The organism is Enterobacter sp. JBIWA008, assembly GCF_019968765.1.
GTDB lineage: Bacteria > Pseudomonadota > Gammaproteobacteria > Enterobacterales > Enterobacteriaceae > Enterobacter.
Window position 1 is genome coordinate 3,144,786 of the sequence record NZ_CP074149.1, and the last position, 17,230, is coordinate 3,162,015.

Here is a 17,230-nt window from a genome sequence, read left to right on the forward strand (position 1 = left end):
AAACGGCAACCCGGTTGCCGTTTTTAGTGTTTGCTCCCTCTCCCGTGGGAGAGGGCCGGGGTGAGGGCATCAGGCCGCAACGCCACCCGGCACAACAGACATCAAAGCTTATCCAGCAGCTTCTTCACATCCTTACCGTCCTGTGAATCTTTATTACGATCCGCCCATCCGCTAAGCCGACGTTTCGCTTCATCCTGCAGATGCTTGCGCAGGATCTGATCCACCTGCAGGCTGTAGTTCAGGGCCTGCCATTTGCCATATACGGTCAACGGGACCGGCGTCACTTTCAGGAAGTCGATGAGCTTGCTTTCACCCTGCCAGCCGGAAAGTACCCGCACGTTAAAGCGCGTGTCCGCGGTCTCTTTCACCAGATCCAGCTTACCTTCACCGGTCATTGACAGCAGTGAAGAGGTGCCCTGCATACCGTCGAGAGAGAGTTGTCCATTGTCCAGCGTCAGGTCCGCGGTGAAGCTGTCGAGGCGCGTGGCGCTGTCGTAATTATCCTGAGCTTTCACATCGCTGCTGCGCTCGACCGCCTGCTGCACCAGCTGCTGGAAGTTAAGCCCTTCCATACGGGAATTTTTCAGATCAAGATGCGCCTGCCCCTGCCACTCGCGGCGGAAAGCATCGGCATCGATTTTCGTGCCTGAGAAGTCACCCGCAAGCGTCAGCTGACCCGTCAGGGATATCGGGTAATTAAACGCCTTCAGGATGGTACCTATCTCAACGTTGTCGAGACGCGGCTGGAATTCGGCGCTGGCAGCGTCTTTACGGACATCCAGCGTGCCGGGCAGCGAGAGGTTCCCTGCGCCCATCTTACCGCTCAGTTCGGATATCACCAGCAAACCGTTATGGTTAAACATCTGGCTGCTCACGTCGGTAAAATCAATGCCGCGCCAGCGCAGGCTATTGGCTTTCAGCAGAATATCCGCCGTGAATCCGCGCAGGGCGTTATAGTCAGGTTGATCGAGATTAGACGAAATAACCGGACGTGATACCGGTGCCTGGCTTTGCCCCACCTGCGTGGCATCGCTGTCCGTGGCGCTGGCTGGCAACGGTGGCAGCAGGTTTTCCAGGTTGAGCTTGTCAAACTGCAGGTTCAGCACCCACTTCGGCTTCTCTTCAAGCGTGACGCTCGCCTGCCCCTTCAGGCTACTGTCATTTGCCTGCAGGTTGAGATTATCCAGCTCCAGCTGCTTCTGTTCTTCGCGCCACACGGCCTGCAGCGTTCCCTGCCCGGTGATCCCCTGGGCGGGAAGATCGGCACCCGTCAGCTGCCAGTTCAGCTGCTGGATGTCGGCCGTAAGCTGATGCGGATAGTCTGAGGCGTTGACGCTGGCATTCAGCGACAGGGTCAAATCACGCTGATCGCGATTCACGCGCCCGCTAAATTCCAGCGACGCAAGATGGTGGGCATCCTGTTCCATCTGCAGGTTAATGTTGCGAATGGTTACCTGCTCCTGGTGCTCACGCTGGAAAACCAACACGCTATCGGCAACTTTCAGCTTGCCGATATCAAAGGACCAGCCGGTATCGGACGGCTCATCAGGCAGAGTATTTTCGCGCGGCGCAACCGGCGCATTTGCATCACGCACGGCTTCGGATTGCGGGGTGAGCTGGATCACCGCGCCTTTCAGCATCACCTGTTTAACCTGCAGCTGATGGGAAATGAGCGGGATCAGCGCCACATCAAGGCGCATGTTATCTGCGGACACCAGCGGCTGGGATGCCCCCGGCGCCGTGAGCGACATGCGGCCAGAGAGAATGCTGAGCTGCGGCCAGACGTGCCAGCGCAGCGGCCCGTCAAGATTCAGTTGATAACCACTGCGTGCCTCGACCTGCCGCACCATGTAAGCGCGGAAATCGTTGGGGTTAACCAGCAGAACCAACGCTGAAAGGCCAGCCACCAGCACCACCAGCAAAATCATCAGCGTTGTCAGAACTCTTCTCATGGCATCCTCAATGGACTAACGATCAGTCTTTATCAATACGGCTGGCAACCGCGCCCTGCTGGTCGCGATATTTTGCGTCCTGCCGACGGTTATAAGGACGATCTGCCGGGCCTGACAGCGGTTCAAAGCTCAACGCGCCGATCATCATGCCCGGGCGCAGCGCCAGCGGCAATTTACCGGCGTTGAAGAACTCCAGCACGATACGCCCCGACCAGCCTGGATCGATACGGTGCGCGGTCACGTGAACCATCAGCCCCAGTCGCGCCAGCGAAGAACGGCCATCAAGCCAGCCGACCAGGTCCGCAGGCAGGGTGACGGATTCAAACGTCACTGCCAGGGCCAGTTCACCCGGATGCAGATAAAAAGCTTCGCCTTCATCGATAACGATTTCGTCACTCATCACGCGATCGAGCGCGGCGCTGACTTCGTCCTTCGGCCCGCTAAGGTCAATGAACGGTGCGGTATGGCCGCTAAAGGTGCGGAATTTATTCCCTAACCGTACATCAACTGTCACGCCATTGATACGCTCAACGGGCGGACGTGGGGTAATAGACAAACGGCCTTCATCAAGCCAGGCTTCTATATCGCGATCACAAAGACGCATGGCACTTTCTCCTTTCATGCATCGAACCCTGAGGCGGTAAGCGCTCAGGGTAAAACCAGGTTATCTCTGAACGGTACACAATTCACGCGGCTTATTCAAAAAACTGGCTGATTTTCGCTTTTAAGATATCTATAGCAATGCGGTTTTTACCCCCGCGCGGCACGATGATATCGGCGTATTGTTTGGATGGCTCAATAAACTGCAGGAACATCGGGCGAACCGTTTTCTGATATTGCGCCATGACGGAGTCCATCGAACGGCCGCGTTCATTCACGTCACGCTTGATGCGGCGCATCAGGCAGATATCCAGCGGGGTATCAACGAAAATCGAGAAGTTCATGGATTCACGCAGGCGGGCGTCGGTCAGTAGCAGGATGCCTTCAAGGATAATAACCTTTTTCGGCTCGATGCGGATGGTTTCCTGGGTGCGGGTGTGCTCTACGTAACTGTAAACGGGCAGCTCAATCGCCTGGCCGCTCTTGAGCGCTTCTAAATGCTGGAACAGCAAGCTGTGATCCATCGCATTAGGGTGGTCATAGTTGGTTTTTACGCGCTCTTCCATCGACAGATGGGATTGATCTTTGTAATAGCTGTCTTCGGGAATGACGCCGATATGCTCATCACCTACTTGTTCACGCAGTTCGCGATAAAGCGTACTGGCAATTAGACTTTTACCTGAAGCCGATGCGCCGGCGATGCCTATAATGACGCACTGATGAGACTTATCAGTCATAAATTTAGCGACCTGATTAACCTGGATGTTAAGGAAGGGCGACGCCGGAGCGTCAAACGCGGCAATTATAGGGATTTCGCGGGCGTGATACCAGTCGAATGCACAGGTTCTGCGAGACTGGCCGAAAAGTGGCGTTTTATTCCCTGAGTGAAATTTAAATGAACGTTTTTTCAGCGTTTAACCGTTTTTTTTCACGGAGCCTCTATTTAATAAGTCTGCGGTGTCAAATTCTGAGCGGTCACCATATGAATTGTAAATTGTTTGTACTAGCATAAACCAAATTATCAAATTCACGCGTTCGGACATCTTCCCTGACGGCATGGCGTCTCTGGATAAAGCGGTAATGAATAAACAATACCAGCGGGTTTTGGTTACCACCCCACATCCTTTAATACGACTTGTCTGTCTGGGCCTGGTCACCTTTATCTTTACCTTATTTTCCCTGGAGCTTACCCGGTTCGGCACCCTGCTGGCGCCGCTCTGGTTCCCCACCGCCATTATGATGGTAGCGTTTTACCGCCATGCGGGAAAAATGTGGCCGGGAATCGCCCTGGCCTGCTCGTTCGGCAATATTCTGGCCTCGTGGATGTTGTTCTCCTGGGCTGAGATAAACCCCACCTACACTGCCATTAACGTTATTGAGGCCATCATTGGTGCAGTGTTACTGCGAAAACTGCTCCCGTGGTATAACCCGCTGCAAAATTTGAACGACTGGATCCGCCTGGCGATTGGCAGCGCGCTGGTACCGCCACTGGTGGGTGGTATTCTGGTCTCTTTCCTGGTCCCCGACTCCGAGCCACTGCGTAATTTCATCGTCTGGGTGTTGTCAGAATCCATTGGCGCGCTGGCGCTGGTGCCGTTGGGACTGCTGTTTAAACCGCATTATTTGCTGCGCCATCGGGATCCGCGATTGTTGCTGGAAACGCTGCTCACCATGGCGGTGACGTTGGCCCTGAGTTGGGCCGCCATCACCTGGCTGCCGTGGCCCTTTACCTGCGTGATCGTCCTGCTGATGTGGAGCGCCGTGCGCCTGCCGCGAATGGAAGCGTTCCTGGTATTTCTGGTCACCGTGATGGTTGTTTCGCTGATGATTGCCCACAACCCTGAGGCGCTGACTACCCAACATGCGGGGCCGATGATGAACGCGCCGTGGCTGCCGTTCCTGATGCTGCTCCTGCCTGCTAACGTGATGACCATGGTGATGTATGCCTTCCGCGCCGAACGCAAACACATCACCGAAAGCGAGGAGCGTTTCCGCAATGCGATGGAGTATTCCGCCATCGGTATGGCGTTAGTCAGCATTGAGGGACAGTGGCTTCAGGCTAACAAGGCGCTGTGCAACTTCCTCGGTTACAGCCAGACGGAGCTCCAGTCTCTGACCTTCCAGCAGCTCACCTGGCCGGAAGATCTGCACACTGACCTCGAACAGCTCGAACAGCTGGTCAACGGCGATATCAATACCTATAGCCTCGAGAAACGCTATTACACCCGCGACGGAGAAGTGGTCTGGGCGCTCCTTGCCGTCTCCGTCGTACGCCATGCCGACGGCTCGCCGCTCTATTTTATCGCCCAGATTGAAGACATTAACGACCTGAAGCAGACCGAGTGGGTCAATAAGCGTCTGATGGAGCGGATTACGCTCGCCAACGAAGCGGGCGGTATCGGCATCTGGGAGTGGGATCTGGAGCCCGACATTATCAGCTGGGACAAGCGGATGTTTGAGCTGTATGAGATCCCGCCGCACATCAAGCCCACCTGGCAGCTCTGGCACGATACAATGCTGCCGGAAGATCGTGCCCACGCTGAGCAGGTGCTGCGGGACTCGCTGATATCCCGTCTGCCCTTTAAGCTGGAATTCCGCATCCGCGTGAAGGAAGGCGTGCGCCATATTCGCTCCCTGGCGAACCGGGTGATTAACAAGCAAGGTGAAGTGGAACGGCTGCTCGGTATCAACATGGACATGACCGAGGTTAAGCAGCTCAACGATGCCCTCTTCCAGGAAAAAGAGCGTCTGCACATCACCCTCGACTCCATCGGTGAAGCGGTGCTGTGCACCGATATCAACATGAACGTCACCTTTATGAACCCGGTGGCTGAGAAAATGAGCGGCTGGCTGCAGACCGAGGCTATCGGCCAGCCGATCCTGAAGGTGTTGCACATCACCTTTGGTGAAAAAGGGCCGCTGATGGAAAATATTCACAGTGGAGATATGTCCCGTTCCGATATCGATCAGGACGTGGTGCTGAACTGCCGTACCGGCGGTAATTTTGATATTCACTACAGCATTACGCCGCTCAGCACGCTGGATGGGCAGAATATTGGCTCGGTTATCGTTATTCAGGACGTGACCGAGTCGCGCAAAATGCTGCGTCAGCTGAGCTATAGCGCCTCCCACGATGCACTGACCCATCTGGCAAACCGGGTCAGCTTCGAAAATCATCTTAAACGGCTCCTGCAGACCGTTCGCGAAACGCGACAGCGTCATGCCCTGGTCTTTATCGATCTCGACCGCTTCAAAGCCGTCAACGATACGGCAGGCCATACGGCGGGCGATGCCCTGCTGCGGGAACTCTCTTCCCTGATGTTGACCATGCTCCGCTCCAGCGACGTGCTGGCGCGTCTGGGCGGAGATGAGTTCGGGTTACTGCTACCGGACTGCAATATTGAAAGCGCACGCTATATTGCCGGTCGCCTGATCCACACGATCAATGACTATCACTTTATGTGGGAAGGCCGCCTGCACCGGATCGGTGCCAGCGCAGGCATCACGCTGATTGATGAAAATAACCATCAGGCGTCGGAGGTGATGTCGCAGGCGGATATAGCATGCTATGCCTCGAAAAACAGCGGGCGCGGCACTGTGACGGTTTACGAGCCCCAGCAGGAGCGGGATCACAACACGCGCAGCATGATGTCGCTTGATGAACAGTGGCACATGATCAAAGACAATCACCTGATGATGATTGCCCGCAGCGTCGCCTCCCCGCGTATCCCGGAAAGCAGCAATTTCTGGCTGCTCTCGTTACGCCTGTGGACCAGCCTGGGCGAAGTCCAGGAAGAGCATGCCTTCCGCTCGGGCCTGGCGGAGCCTGAGCTTCTGCACGCCCTCGACAGACGTATCTTTAATGAGTTTTTCCGCGCCTCTGCCGCACAGGTCGCCAGTAAAGGCATGGGAGTGGCGCTGCCGCTTTCCGAGGCAGGTTTAGCCAGCGCAACGCTGGTTGATGAGCTTCTCGACCTGCTGGATAAAAGCCCGATGCCGGGCCGTCTCCTGCATCTGATTATCTCTGCCGACGTGGTGTGCAGCCCGGATAAAAACCTGCAACGGAGTCTGCAAAAGCTTCGCCAGGCGGGCTGCCGCGTGATCTTCAGCCAGGTGGGCCGCGACATGAACGTCTTCACCCACCTGACCGCCAATATGGCCGACTATCTGATGCTGGACGCAGAGGTGGTAAGCAACGTCTATGGCAATCTGATGGATGAGATGATGGTGACCATTGTTCAGGGCCACGCCCAGCGTCTGGGAATGAAAACCATCGCGGGCCCCTGTAACCAGCCCATCATGATGGATACGCTCTCCGGCATCGGCGTTGATTTTATCTATGGTGACACCATCGCCGAGCCGCAGCCGCTGGATCTACTGCTCAACACCAGCTATTTCGCCATCAACTGACGGCGCCCAGCCGTCGGTATACCAGATGTGCAGCAGCGCGTAAGAGCGCCACGGCTGCCAGCGTTCGGCATAACGACGAATTTGCGCGGGCGTCATCCCGGCAAAGCGCTGCTTAATCAGATAATCATCCGGCAGAAATACATCTTTCGCCTGCCAGCCGCGCAGGGCCAGATAATTTGCCGTCCAGCGCCCTATCCCCGGCCGCTGCTGTAGCGCTTTCATACCGGCCTCAATATTCGCAGGCGGGAAAAGCGGAAACGTCCCGTCAATGACCGACTGCGCCAGATGAATTAACGACTCCGCGCGTTTCACCGGCATACCCAATCCTTTCAACGCCAGCGGGTCCGCTTCCGCCAGCACTTGCGGAGTGGGGAAACAGAGATACCCCGGACAATCCGCGATCGGTTCGCCGCACAGCGCCACCACGCGCGACGTCAGTTTCGCCGCCATCGCCACGCTCACCAGCTGTCCGAGAATCGCCCGGACGCCCTGCTCGTACGCGTCCATCGCCCCCGGCAAACGCAAGCCTGGCCGGGCAGCACCGAGATCGCCCAGCGTATCCGCGATGTGCTGCGGGTTGCAGGCGAGATCGAACAGACGTTCGATGCGTTCAAGGCACGTCCGCGCAACCGGGATTAACCCCGGACTGAGCGTCACGGTCAGCGTATGGGTGGCGATATCCGGCGTCACGCGAAATATCCCCTGATGCCCTTCGCAGGTAAAACTGCGCTCGTAGTAGTCGTGCGTGACGGTTTCAATGCCCGTCACCGCACGCGCGCCAAGAAAGCCAAACATCCACTGCCAGTCGTAAGGGGGAAGCCAGGTGAGGGTATACATCGTTGCTCCTTTTTTTGTGTTATTAGAATAAACGTAAAGACCTTGTATTGCCTTGCTTTCATATTCCTGTTGTCGCCATGCAGACATTTCGTTAAAGTCTCGCCCCTTCTCACCGGCATGGGGATTCATCGTGTTTATTGGATTTGACTACGGTACGGCAAACTGCTCGGTTGCGATTATGCAAAACGGGCAGCCACGGCTCCTGAAAATGGAAAAAGAGAGCACGCTGCTGCCGTCAATGCTCTGCGCGCCAACGCGTGAAGCGGTGAGCGAATGGCTGTTCCGCCACCATCAGGTTCCGGCCACGGCGGCGGAGACCCAGGCGCTGCTGCGCCGGGCGGTCAGCTTCAACCGTGAGGAAGACATCGACGTTACGCCTTCCAGCGTGCAGTTCGGCCTCTCTTCGCTCGGGCACTACATTGAAGACCCGGAAGAGGTTTACTTCGTTAAGTCGCCAAAATCCTTCCTCGGCGCCAGCGGCCTGAAGCCGCAGCAGGTGGCGATGTTTGAAGATCTGGTCTGCGCGATGATGCTGCATATTCGCAATCAGGCGCAGACGCAGGTCTCCGAGGCGATTACCCAGGCGGTCATTGGCCGCCCGATCAACTTCCAGGGTCTGGGCGGCGACGAGGCCAACCAGCAGGCGCAGGGGATCCTTGAACGCGCGGCGAACCGGGCAGGCTTCCGCGACGTGGTGTTCCAGTACGAGCCGGTTGCCGCGGGGCTGGACTTTGAAGCCACGCTGACGGAAGAGAAGCGCGTATTAGTCGTGGACATCGGCGGGGGCACAACGGACTGCTCGCTGCTGCTGATGGGACCACAGTGGCATAACCGTCGCGATCGTGAAAATAGCCTGCTCGGACACAGCGGCTGCCGCGTAGGCGGTAACGATCTCGATATCGCGCTGGCATTCAAAAGCCTTATGCCGCTGCTCGGCATGGGCGGACAAACGGAAAAAGGCATCGCCCTGCCGATCCTGCCGTGGTGGAACGCGATTGCCATCAACGACGTGCCTGCGCAAAGTGATTTTTACAGCACCGCGAACGGCCGCTTCCTTAACGATCTGGTGCGCGACGCGCAGGACGCCGAAAAAGTCGCTCTGCTGTATAAAGTGTGGCGTCAGCGCCTGAGCTACCGCGTGGTGCGTACTGCTGAAGAGAGCAAAATTGCCCTTTCCGATCGCGCTGAGCATGCGGTCTCCCTGCCGTTTATCAGCGACGATCTGGCCACCGCGATTTCGCAGGACGGGCTGGAGACGGCGCTCGCCCAGCCGCTGCAGCGTATTCTGGAGCAGGTGCAGCTGGCGCTGGAGAACGGCAAAGAGAAGCCGGACGTTATCTACCTGACCGGGGGGAGCGCCCGTTCGCCGCTGATCAAGAAAGCGCTGGCGGAACAGCTGCCGGGCATTCCCATTGCCGGTGGGGATGACTTTGGCTCCGTCACCGCAGGGCTGGCGCGCTGGGCGCAGGTGATGTTTAGCTAAAACTACGCTCGCCCCTTACTGTGATACGGGGCGAGCGAATTCAGGGTGTGGTAAGGCGCGGATTATTCTGCTTTTCCTGCCCTGGAGACTTCTTTTCCCGGACGGGCCTCGCGATATTTTCACACCGCTTCATGAATCCTTTAAACTCCGCCAGCGCCACCGGGGGCATAAAAAAGTACCCCTGCTGGTAGTCGACCTGATTATCCACAAGCCACTCGCGCTGGTAGTCATATTCCACCCCCTCAGCCACGGTTTGCAGCCCCAGAATGGCGGCCAGGTTTATTATCGACTCCAGCATTGGCAGCGACTGCTCATGCGCGTGGATGCCGTTGATAAAGGTCTTGTCGATTTTAATCACATCGAGTTCAAGCTCGTTCAGATAGCAAAGATTCGCATACCCCGTGCCAAAATCATCCAGCGCAAACAGTACCCCGCGATTGCGCAGAGAGCGGATCAGCTCTTTTATTGCGGGAGTCACCACCAGCGTCTGGTTTTCGGTTATTTCGATCATCAGCTTTATTGGCACCGATTCCGTTAACTCTAAAAAGTTAAGGCACTCCCAGTAAAAGACGGGATTGCTCAGGCTTGAAGGGCTTACGTTAAAGGCGACAAAAAAGGACTGTTCGTGCCGGTGAATGCTGTGATTTAAATCGCTGGCCACCTTATTCATTAAATAGCTGGTCAGCTCATTAATAAGCCCACTTTTTTCCGCCAGCGGAATAAACTCACGCTGGGAGATGGCGTAATTATGACCCAACGGCCAGCGCGCTAGCACCTCGACCCCGCTCAGCTCTCCATTGCTGCCGACGATAGGCTGGTAATATGGAATAATCTCCTCATTTTTCAGCGCCAGGCTCAATCGTTCCGCCTCGTTATTATCACAGACATAGCGCGGCGGCTTTTCATTTCCACTTATTCTTTCTGCCAGCAGGCCGTTACGGGAAAGAAAAATAATGGACTCGTTGAAATTATCAAATCCAAGACGATGGGTTATTTTATCCCGATAGCGATAAAGCGATTTCACTGCCAGCGAATTCGCCCGGCAAAATTCATCCTGGCCGGTTCGGGTGAATGAGGCATTGAGCATCTCCTGTTCAAAATCGCTCAGGCGAAATTCATCCACAAAGCCTATTCTAGCGGGCGCATCGCTTTCAGTATTCGCCATCAAAATCTTCTTCAGCGAATCAATGATGTCATCAGCGTCCAGTCTGGCATCGATACACTCCGCGTATTCAAAACCTCGGTTAATACATTTATTTTCACTCAGCTTAATAACCACACTCTTGATATTAATAAACTGACTGCTGTTTCTTTGCAGCCACCGTTTGACCAGGCCAAATGGCATTCGGCTATCAATAATTAACAGGCAGGTTTTGTACTGGGGCGTGGAGATATCAGAATCATTGATGTAGGTTCCGGTATCCACCAGTATCAGATTAGGTAAAAATGACCTAATCCCTGAGAAAAGATAAATGTCATAACTAAGCAGGAAGACCTTTTTCGTGTTCATAATCATCACCATCATGGTTTTAATTGCAAAGGCTACCCCTCCCTCAAATAGAGAGAACATTCACAATTGATTCTGTTTCCAACGATATACATGTCAGATAATTAACATTCTCATTGCAAAGCTAAGCAAAAGCTTTTTATATCCCCGGGTTGCGGTCAGAGTTAAAATGATAAGAATATTCCCATCAGCAGAACAGGAAATTTTCTTAGCTGCGGCAAGTACAAACAAATGCCCTTACATTCACAATCAGACAAACTAAAATCTCATAAACAAATAAAAAAACAGAACATAACACCTGTAAATCATTGTAAAGCAGAGAATCACTTCGCACGGCAGACCATCAGCGTGCGGCGCAAATCCCTGATACCATACACATTGTCGTCGATATGGATAACCTTGTAATAAAACAGCTTCTGTTTTGACATCAGCAAATCTGTTATCGCGTCGGGCAGATCGTCATTATCGTTCTTGACTATTGCCAGGCGCTCTGTACGCAGATATCCGTCGCTATCCTTCCCTAAAAAACGCAGCGACGTAGTGCGATTTACGGCGTACTGTTTATCATTTACGCTCAACATACCCACCTGCGACAGCATCCCGTCTTTTTCCGAAGAGATCCTGAATACCTGGAGAACCTCTCCCTTTATTTTTATCCCGTTTTTTTGCGCGTCCAGATCGAGATGATATTTAGAGGTACAGACCAGCGCCGCCGGGATTGTCCCGCGGTAAAGTACAATTAAGAGAAGCGCGACCAGCGCTGTCATGATGCTAATAAAAATAATTTTGGCACTCATACGCCACCTTTTTTTCATCCATCATACAAATACTGAAAAAATGTTCTTTCAGTTTATTTCCCTTAGACAGGCTGTTATCGTCATAAAATATGATAGCTCTCTTCGTGCCGTTACAAATGGCATTAAAATCTTTCCATCTTTTAGAATGCAAAAACTTAAAAATTTTCTCCGACGAATTATCATCCATCGTATACACTTCGCAGACCCCAGTATTTGAAACATGCACCACGCCGTCGTTACTGCGAAACATTACGGTAAGAAAAACACCCATACCTCCCACTACAAACAGGAAAAAAACAAACCAGACTAAAAATTTTTTGTTCCAGAGAATCGTCCCTACATGATTAATATTTGTTACGTCTTTATCGGTAGCATCCAATATATCTTCGCGGTTATCGTTGACCTGCGCCTGAAAAATAAAGCCTTCTCGTGGGATGGTAATGATAACACCATCAATACCCAACGCAGAAAATCCCTTGCGTAACAAACTAATGCTTTTATTGAGACTATGTCCGGAGGGATTCATGCCATACTTAGCCCAGACTTCTTCAATGATCAGTTCGCGGCTTAATTGGCGTTCATTATTTATAATAAAAAAATCCAGTAACCTTGCCACCGAAGCGGAAAGAACAACTTGTTGATCTTGTACGCTCAATTCTCGTTTCTTAGAGTCGTACAAAACCCGACCATTAATTATCTTTCTCATCCAGACAAACTCTTATATTTTTCTTTCATTATGCAAGCAACCTATACAGAGTATATTTACCTTATACAGGTTGGCAATATAAGAATATTTTTATTTGGATTTTATGAATCGGATTTAAAACACGCGTTGCCAATAGGGATATACTTGTGCAAAGCGACAATGAATTTTTTATTTTGTTTTTTTAACCCGCTGCTGCGATACGTTTCTCCGGGGAGAACGTAACGGATAGTGGCCTCATCATCCGTTGAATTGCACCCCTGCTGCACAATGATTTTAAAAAAAGTGTTCCCGGTATTTTTAAGCACCCCGGCCTGCTCATCCAGGGTATAGCGCAGGTCGATTTTTCTCGGGCGCACCACCAGTATCGTATCCAGGGCGATAGCCGGTATCGCTTCGCTTCTTTTCCCCCCGTTGCGCTCCGGGAACATCGTGACGGGCAACTCCGTGAACTGCACCCGGTAATAGCGCTCCCTCTCATCCTGCGGGCCGCGATAGAAAATCTTAAAAAACTCCCCGGCATCCGGGGCCAGCGAGAACGTCAGCGGCGCAAAAATCAGCTCCCCTTCTTCTATATCCTGCCGCTTCTCGCCGCCCGGCCCGGGCTTATCAATTTTCACCGCAGAAATGCGATACACATTCTGCTTTTTGCTGTCGTTAAAAATGCGTTTGCTGATGAATGACTTGTCCGCAGGCATCTCGTAAATCGTGGAGTCGAGATACAGGGCGTGCGCCGAAAAGCTCAGCAGCGCCGCACTGATGATTGCCGCATACCCGCGCTTCATTTGGTGACACCCAGCCAGTTCGCGGTGACTTTGATTTCGCCGCTGGCGCTAACCACGCCTTCCCAGTCGGAGCCTCCAACCGTCAGCGCCGAGCGGGAGTCATTCATCGGGAACAGCAGCGATAAGCCGGTGCTGAAGTAGCTTCCGTCGTCGGTGTTATTCGCATCCCACGGCGTTTGTTGCCACAGCGCATCGTTTAGGCTGATGGGCGCCTCGCCACAGCTATTGCGCACCTGCGTCACGCTGCCCGACTGGTTGCTGTACTGCAGATACGCCGGGATCGGCACGCTGATCCCGCCCTGCGCGGAGGTAAACAGGCAGTACGGCGTATTGTTAATGGTCGTGGTGTCCCCCGTTACCTGAGCGGTAATACTGTCCGCCTGACGCGGGCCGGAAACGGTGACGACATAGTCCATGCCAATCGGGGAATCATCGCCGATGGTGCCGCTGCCACTTGCCGACGTGGTGTTATTCGACGAGACAATGCTGATTCCATACTCCTTCGGAATAATGTTCAGCTGCAGCGATGGCGTGAACTCGTAATGTCCCGACTCCGGCGTTAAGCTATTGCGGAAGGCAAAGGTAAAAGGCTGGCTGTTGGTGATGCTGTAGCCCGAGTCGACAAGGTTTTTAAGAAACGTCTTCGACAAAAAGAGATAGACGTAGTGGCCGTCCGTTGAGAAGACATTGTAATAAGCCGTTGTCGCGCTGAAGTTATACCAGTTCGAGCCGTTGCCGGAATAACGCACCGTTGACGCCGCCGGGGTAAAGCCCAGCGCGGCGGAATCGATATAGGCCCTGAAGGTGAGCGATGCGGTGAGGTTCGCGGTCTGCTGAAGGGTGTAGCTGACCATTTTGCAGATCACGCCGCTTACGTTTCCGACAATCCCCAACTCGCAGGCGCCGGAGTCATTGGTAATGCTCGGCGTCCCGTCGCTGGCGATCCACAGCTCCTGGAAAGCGCTGGTAGATTCCAGCGCCAGATGGCCGCGCTTGGTTAAGGTGTAGTTCACGTAGTTCCAGCGCCCGGTGCTTTGATCCTTACAGCGCTCGCCCCCCGCGTAATCATAGTTAACCGAGGTATAGCAGCGGTTAAAGACATACGTTTCGCTGCTGCCGGTCGGCATCGCGCGGAAATATTCGTAGGCCGAATCGCTCAGCGACGCAAAGCCGTACGCCCCGCCCACCACACCCGCGACCGAGCCGACCTGAGCGTGGTAGAAACCGTTGCTGTCTCGGCCCTGTCCGGAGATATAGCCGGACGTTGGGCATTGCGTACCGCTGTAACAACGGATGCCACTAAACGGTCCGTCAATCGGCGAATTATCGATCCACATATCCTGATAGTTATTCGCCGGAGCCGTCCAGCCCACGTAGCCGAGATAGCCGAGGCTTACCTGCGAGGTGCCGTATTTCACCCAGGTGTTGGATCCGCTAAAGCGAGGATCGAGCGCGGAGGGGGTAATGAAATACTCACCGTCCACGGCGTTTTCAATAAACAGAAAGTTATTGCTGACCGAGCCGGACGAGGACGCGGTCAACGCTTTCGCTGCCAGCGGCGTTAATGCACCCGCAACGAGTAATGGAAGAATAAGATTAATATTTTTCATAGCATTATCTCTGCGCCATAGTCGATTGCAGTGCGCATTGCACGTCCCCGACCCACGCTGCGCCGCGGGCTTTTTCCAGATCTAAATCGGCTTCGCAGATGTTGCCATTCGCCGAAACAAGGGTAATGACGGGGAATGTCTTATCGATATCAATTGCGAACTCACCTTTCGCATCGGTGCGCGTTTTACCGATGTGGTTATGAATATCGGTATTGGCCGCGAGCTGTCCGTTCGGATAGCGCACGCGCCCGAAGACGGTCACCATGCTTTTCACTTCCGGCGCCACCACACCAACGTTGCCCGGATAAAGGTTCAGCGACTGCTTACGCCCGGAGACGATATCGAAGCTGTCCTCGGAGTTGCGGTCGTTCATGATCTCCAGCTTGTACTGGGCGTATGGCGGCAGCGCGATAAAGCTCGATTTGCCGCTCAGAACGTAGTGACGGCTATTGATTTTTGCCGCCAGCTTGCCGTCACCTGCCAGCCCGGTTTTCACGATGATGCCGGAACGCTGGCGCTCTTTACTGAGGCCGAAATCGCCCCCCGCCCAGGCAACCGAACCCTGGGATGAGAAGTTCAGGTTGGTAGCGTTATCCGCAGATCGGGTAACGGAGACCGTCCCGGCGTTGTATTTGGTGGCGTAACTCATGTTGCCGTTCACGGAATAATCGTTGCCGTAGTTTTGCTCGCCGCTCAGGCGGGTGGAGGCCGCGATCCCCGCCGAGGTAATTGGCCCGTCTTCAAACTGCTTGCGGGCGCTGATGTTGCCCTGCGTTGCACCGTAACGATCCCGCGATGCCCCGACGCTCAGCCAGGAGGCCAGCGGCAGCGAGAAGTCGAGGCTGACATAACGCTCCTGACGACCATCGTCATTCCGGTTGTTGTAGTAATAGCGCTGCACCCCGGCGCGCAGGCCGACGGTGGCGTAACGCCCGGCGTACAGCGTGGTGCTGTAATCCAGGTTGCGATATTTGTTGCCCGAGTAGCGGTTTTCCGTCTGGCTCACCGTCAGCGATCCCCCGTGCGGAATAAAGCGTCCGAGGTTAATCGTGCCGCCAATGGAGTAGTTATCGCGCTCCTGCACCGGCAAACGGTCGCCAATTTTGCTGTCCTCGCGTGACGCCCACACCGAGCCAAACCCGCCAGGAGCGTTGAGGCTCACGCTGCTAACGTTGCGCCAGGTACCGTCGTTTGCCACCAGCGTTTGGGTGCCCACGCTCACGTATTCATTGACGTTTAAGGTCAGGTCGGTTTCGTTCACGGCGTTGGAATCAAAGCCGTACAGCGTGGACTTCACGTTCAGGCCGGAGAGGATCGCCAGCGTCAGTGAGGCCGCACCGCCGGCTATCCAGGTCTGCTCGCTGCCGGCATTGTGGTAGTGATTGCGCTTGTAGCTTACGCGATCGTAATCCAGCGATCCGCCGAACACCTGCCATGAGAGCTGGTCCAGCCCGGCGGCCTGCTGGCGCGCGAAGATTTTATTCACGCGGCTGACGCGGGTGTTCACCGTGCGACCATTCACCACGATATCCACCGTCACGTCGTAAACCCCGTAGGGAAAACGGCTGGTGTCTATTTCGTAGCTGCCCATGTTGAAGTTCTGCACGCTCAGCAAGCGCCCGTCGCGGAAGACGTGGACTTCCCCGGCGGCAGGAAGAAAGACCGTAATGGGGGTCAGCGACAGCGCGGTATTTTCCACCACTGTGCTGCCTTTATTGCCGTAGCTGGCGCCGTAGATTTTTCCGCCGTTCAGCGCGTTCAGGCTGGCAATGGACTGTACGTTCCACGTATCCAGCATTCCCAGCGCCAGGCGATAGCCCTCGTAGTCGCGCTCGTACATCGCGCGATACACCTTGCTCGAACTGTTGCTCTCGCCAATACCGTATACCGAACCGTTAATATTGAAGTGATGCTCCCGAAGCGACAGGGTGTTATCCAGCGTTAAATAGCTGCGCGAGCTGCTGCCATTCTGATAGTCGTTGTAATAGGTGCCGAAATTGTAATTAAGCACGTTAGAGAGCCTGTCCACGCTGGACGGGCCTAATAAGGTGCTGCGCGCCACTACAGCCTCGGTTAGCGCGTCCCGACTGACGATCATCTCCAGGTGAAACGACGAAACGTTAAGCTGCAGGCGGGCTTCCGGCGTCAGGGCAATCGCGGTGTTATCAACAAACTTAGCGTCAGCGATTTTTTCTACCATGCCGCGGGTTTTATCCGACAGCACGGCGTTATTTGGCAGGTCGGAAACCATAATCGACTTCACGGTAATGTTCCCGTCGACCAGAGAGATAACCGCATCCGCAATTTTCTGCTGACTCTTTTCGTCCGTTTCCTGATAGCGAATAAATACCGGAACTGTCATTCCCTGCTCCAGCGAACGGGCAAACGCGCCAGGAATAACGTATTTCCCTATTTTCACGGGCGCAGAATGGGCAAAGCCTGGTGTTAACGCTAACGAGAGAAATACACTTCCCCCAACGAGATATTTAAATGACATACGCATCCTTACACATCGGCATTTTAATTTTTGGTACCGGTAATGGCGT

The 17,230-nt window shown here is 54.3% G+C and carries 12 protein-coding genes; 2 read left to right on the plus strand and 10 right to left on the minus strand.

The features are described from left to right. Nucleotides 1-101 precede the first annotated feature (101 nt). From asmA to udk, 3 genes are all read right to left on the minus strand, one after another. A complete protein-coding gene (gene asmA, locus KGP24_RS15170; protein WP_223560996.1) occupies nucleotides 102-1,952 on the minus strand; it encodes an outer membrane assembly protein AsmA in 1,851 nt (616 codons plus the stop codon). A gap of 22 nt (nucleotides 1,953-1,974) precedes the next feature. Beyond that, nucleotides 1,975-2,556, minus strand: a complete 582-nt coding sequence (dcd, locus tag KGP24_RS15175) for a dCTP deaminase (RefSeq protein ID WP_194400668.1) — start codon at nucleotides 2,554-2,556, stop codon at nucleotides 1,975-1,977. 91 nt (nucleotides 2,557-2,647) lie between these two features. Beyond that, nucleotides 2,648-3,289, minus strand: coding sequence for a uridine kinase (gene udk / locus KGP24_RS15180; RefSeq protein WP_008500855.1), 642 nt, complete (start codon nucleotides 3,287-3,289; stop codon nucleotides 2,648-2,650). Nucleotides 3,290-3,632: 343 nt separating this feature from the next. Between udk and KGP24_RS15185 the strand changes: the two genes are divergently transcribed. Next, on the plus strand, nucleotides 3,633-6,962 hold the full coding sequence (locus tag KGP24_RS15185) for a diguanylate cyclase (protein WP_223560997.1): 3,330 nt from the start codon (nucleotides 3,633-3,635) through the stop codon (nucleotides 6,960-6,962). On the opposite strand, the gene alkA is transcribed toward KGP24_RS15185, so the two are convergent. Continuing rightward, nucleotides 6,927-7,799: a DNA-3-methyladenine glycosylase 2 gene (gene alkA / locus KGP24_RS15190; protein WP_223560998.1), complete on the minus strand. Its 873-nt coding sequence runs from the start codon at nucleotides 7,797-7,799 to the stop codon at nucleotides 6,927-6,929. The two genes, KGP24_RS15185 and alkA, sit on opposite strands and share 36 nt — an antisense overlap. A 130-nt stretch (nucleotides 7,800-7,929) precedes the next feature. Here alkA and yegD point away from each other — a divergent pair, with 130 nt between their 5' ends. Then, the gene (yegD, locus tag KGP24_RS15195) at nucleotides 7,930-9,282 is read left to right on the plus strand and encodes a molecular chaperone (RefSeq protein WP_223560999.1); all 1,353 of its coding nucleotides are present in this window, start codon (nucleotides 7,930-7,932) and stop codon (nucleotides 9,280-9,282) included. 40 nt (nucleotides 9,283-9,322) lie between these two features. Here the strand turns inward: yegD and KGP24_RS15200 are convergent, their stop codons facing one another. From KGP24_RS15200 to KGP24_RS15225, 6 genes are all read right to left on the minus strand, one after another. After that, nucleotides 9,323-10,792: an EAL domain-containing protein gene (locus KGP24_RS15200; RefSeq protein ID WP_223561000.1), complete on the minus strand. Its 1,470-nt coding sequence runs from the start codon at nucleotides 10,790-10,792 to the stop codon at nucleotides 9,323-9,325. A gap of 320 nt (nucleotides 10,793-11,112) precedes the next feature. Beyond that, on the minus strand, nucleotides 11,113-11,586 hold the full coding sequence (locus tag KGP24_RS15205; protein ID WP_223561001.1) for a hypothetical protein: 474 nt from the start codon (nucleotides 11,584-11,586) through the stop codon (nucleotides 11,113-11,115). After that, nucleotides 11,561-12,241, minus strand: coding sequence for a winged helix-turn-helix domain-containing protein (locus KGP24_RS15210; protein ID WP_223561002.1), 681 nt, complete (start codon nucleotides 12,239-12,241; stop codon nucleotides 11,561-11,563). Before KGP24_RS15210 ends, KGP24_RS15205 begins: the two co-directional genes overlap by 26 nt. Before the next feature lie 152 nt (nucleotides 12,242-12,393). Continuing rightward, on the minus strand, nucleotides 12,394-13,074 hold the full coding sequence (locus KGP24_RS15215; RefSeq protein ID WP_223561003.1) for a fimbria/pilus periplasmic chaperone: 681 nt from the start codon (nucleotides 13,072-13,074) through the stop codon (nucleotides 12,394-12,396). Further along, nucleotides 13,071-14,684: a fimbrial protein gene (locus KGP24_RS15220; RefSeq protein ID WP_223561004.1), complete on the minus strand. Its 1,614-nt coding sequence runs from the start codon at nucleotides 14,682-14,684 to the stop codon at nucleotides 13,071-13,073. The genes KGP24_RS15215 and KGP24_RS15220 overlap by 4 nt, the downstream gene beginning before the upstream one ends. Before the next feature lie 4 nt (nucleotides 14,685-14,688). Continuing rightward, entirely contained in the window at nucleotides 14,689-17,181 is a 2,493-nt protein-coding gene (locus KGP24_RS15225) for a TcfC E-set like domain-containing protein (protein WP_223561005.1), read from the minus strand. Nucleotides 17,182-17,230 lie beyond the last annotated feature (49 nt).

What these genes read in the sequence shown, in the direction of transcription:
- asmA (WP_223560996.1), bottom strand. Translation starts at nt 1,952, where the DNA reads ATGAGAAGAGTTCTGACAACGCTGATGATTTTGCTGGTGGTGCTGGTG.
- dcd (WP_194400668.1), bottom strand. Translation starts at nt 2,556, where the DNA reads ATGCGTCTTTGTGATCGCGATATAGAAGCCTGGCTTGATGAAGGCCGT.
- udk (WP_008500855.1), bottom strand. Translation starts at nt 3,289, where the DNA reads ATGACTGATAAGTCTCATCAGTGCGTCATTATAGGCATCGCCGGCGCA.
- KGP24_RS15185 (WP_223560997.1), top strand. Translation starts at nt 3,633, where the DNA reads ATGAATAAACAATACCAGCGGGTTTTGGTTACCACCCCACATCCTTTA.
- alkA (WP_223560998.1), bottom strand. Translation starts at nt 7,799, where the DNA reads ATGTATACCCTCACCTGGCTTCCCCCTTACGACTGGCAGTGGATGTTT.
- KGP24_RS15200 (WP_223561000.1), bottom strand. Translation starts at nt 10,792, where the DNA reads ATGAACACGAAAAAGGTCTTCCTGCTTAGTTATGACATTTATCTTTTC.
- KGP24_RS15205 (WP_223561001.1), bottom strand. Translation starts at nt 11,586, where the DNA reads ATGAGTGCCAAAATTATTTTTATTAGCATCATGACAGCGCTGGTCGCG.
- KGP24_RS15215 (WP_223561003.1), bottom strand. Translation starts at nt 13,074, where the DNA reads ATGAAGCGCGGGTATGCGGCAATCATCAGTGCGGCGCTGCTGAGCTTT.
- KGP24_RS15220 (WP_223561004.1), bottom strand. Translation starts at nt 14,684, where the DNA reads ATGAAAAATATTAATCTTATTCTTCCATTACTCGTTGCGGGTGCATTA.
- KGP24_RS15225 (WP_223561005.1), bottom strand. Translation starts at nt 17,181, where the DNA reads ATGTCATTTAAATATCTCGTTGGGGGAAGTGTATTTCTCTCGTTAGCG.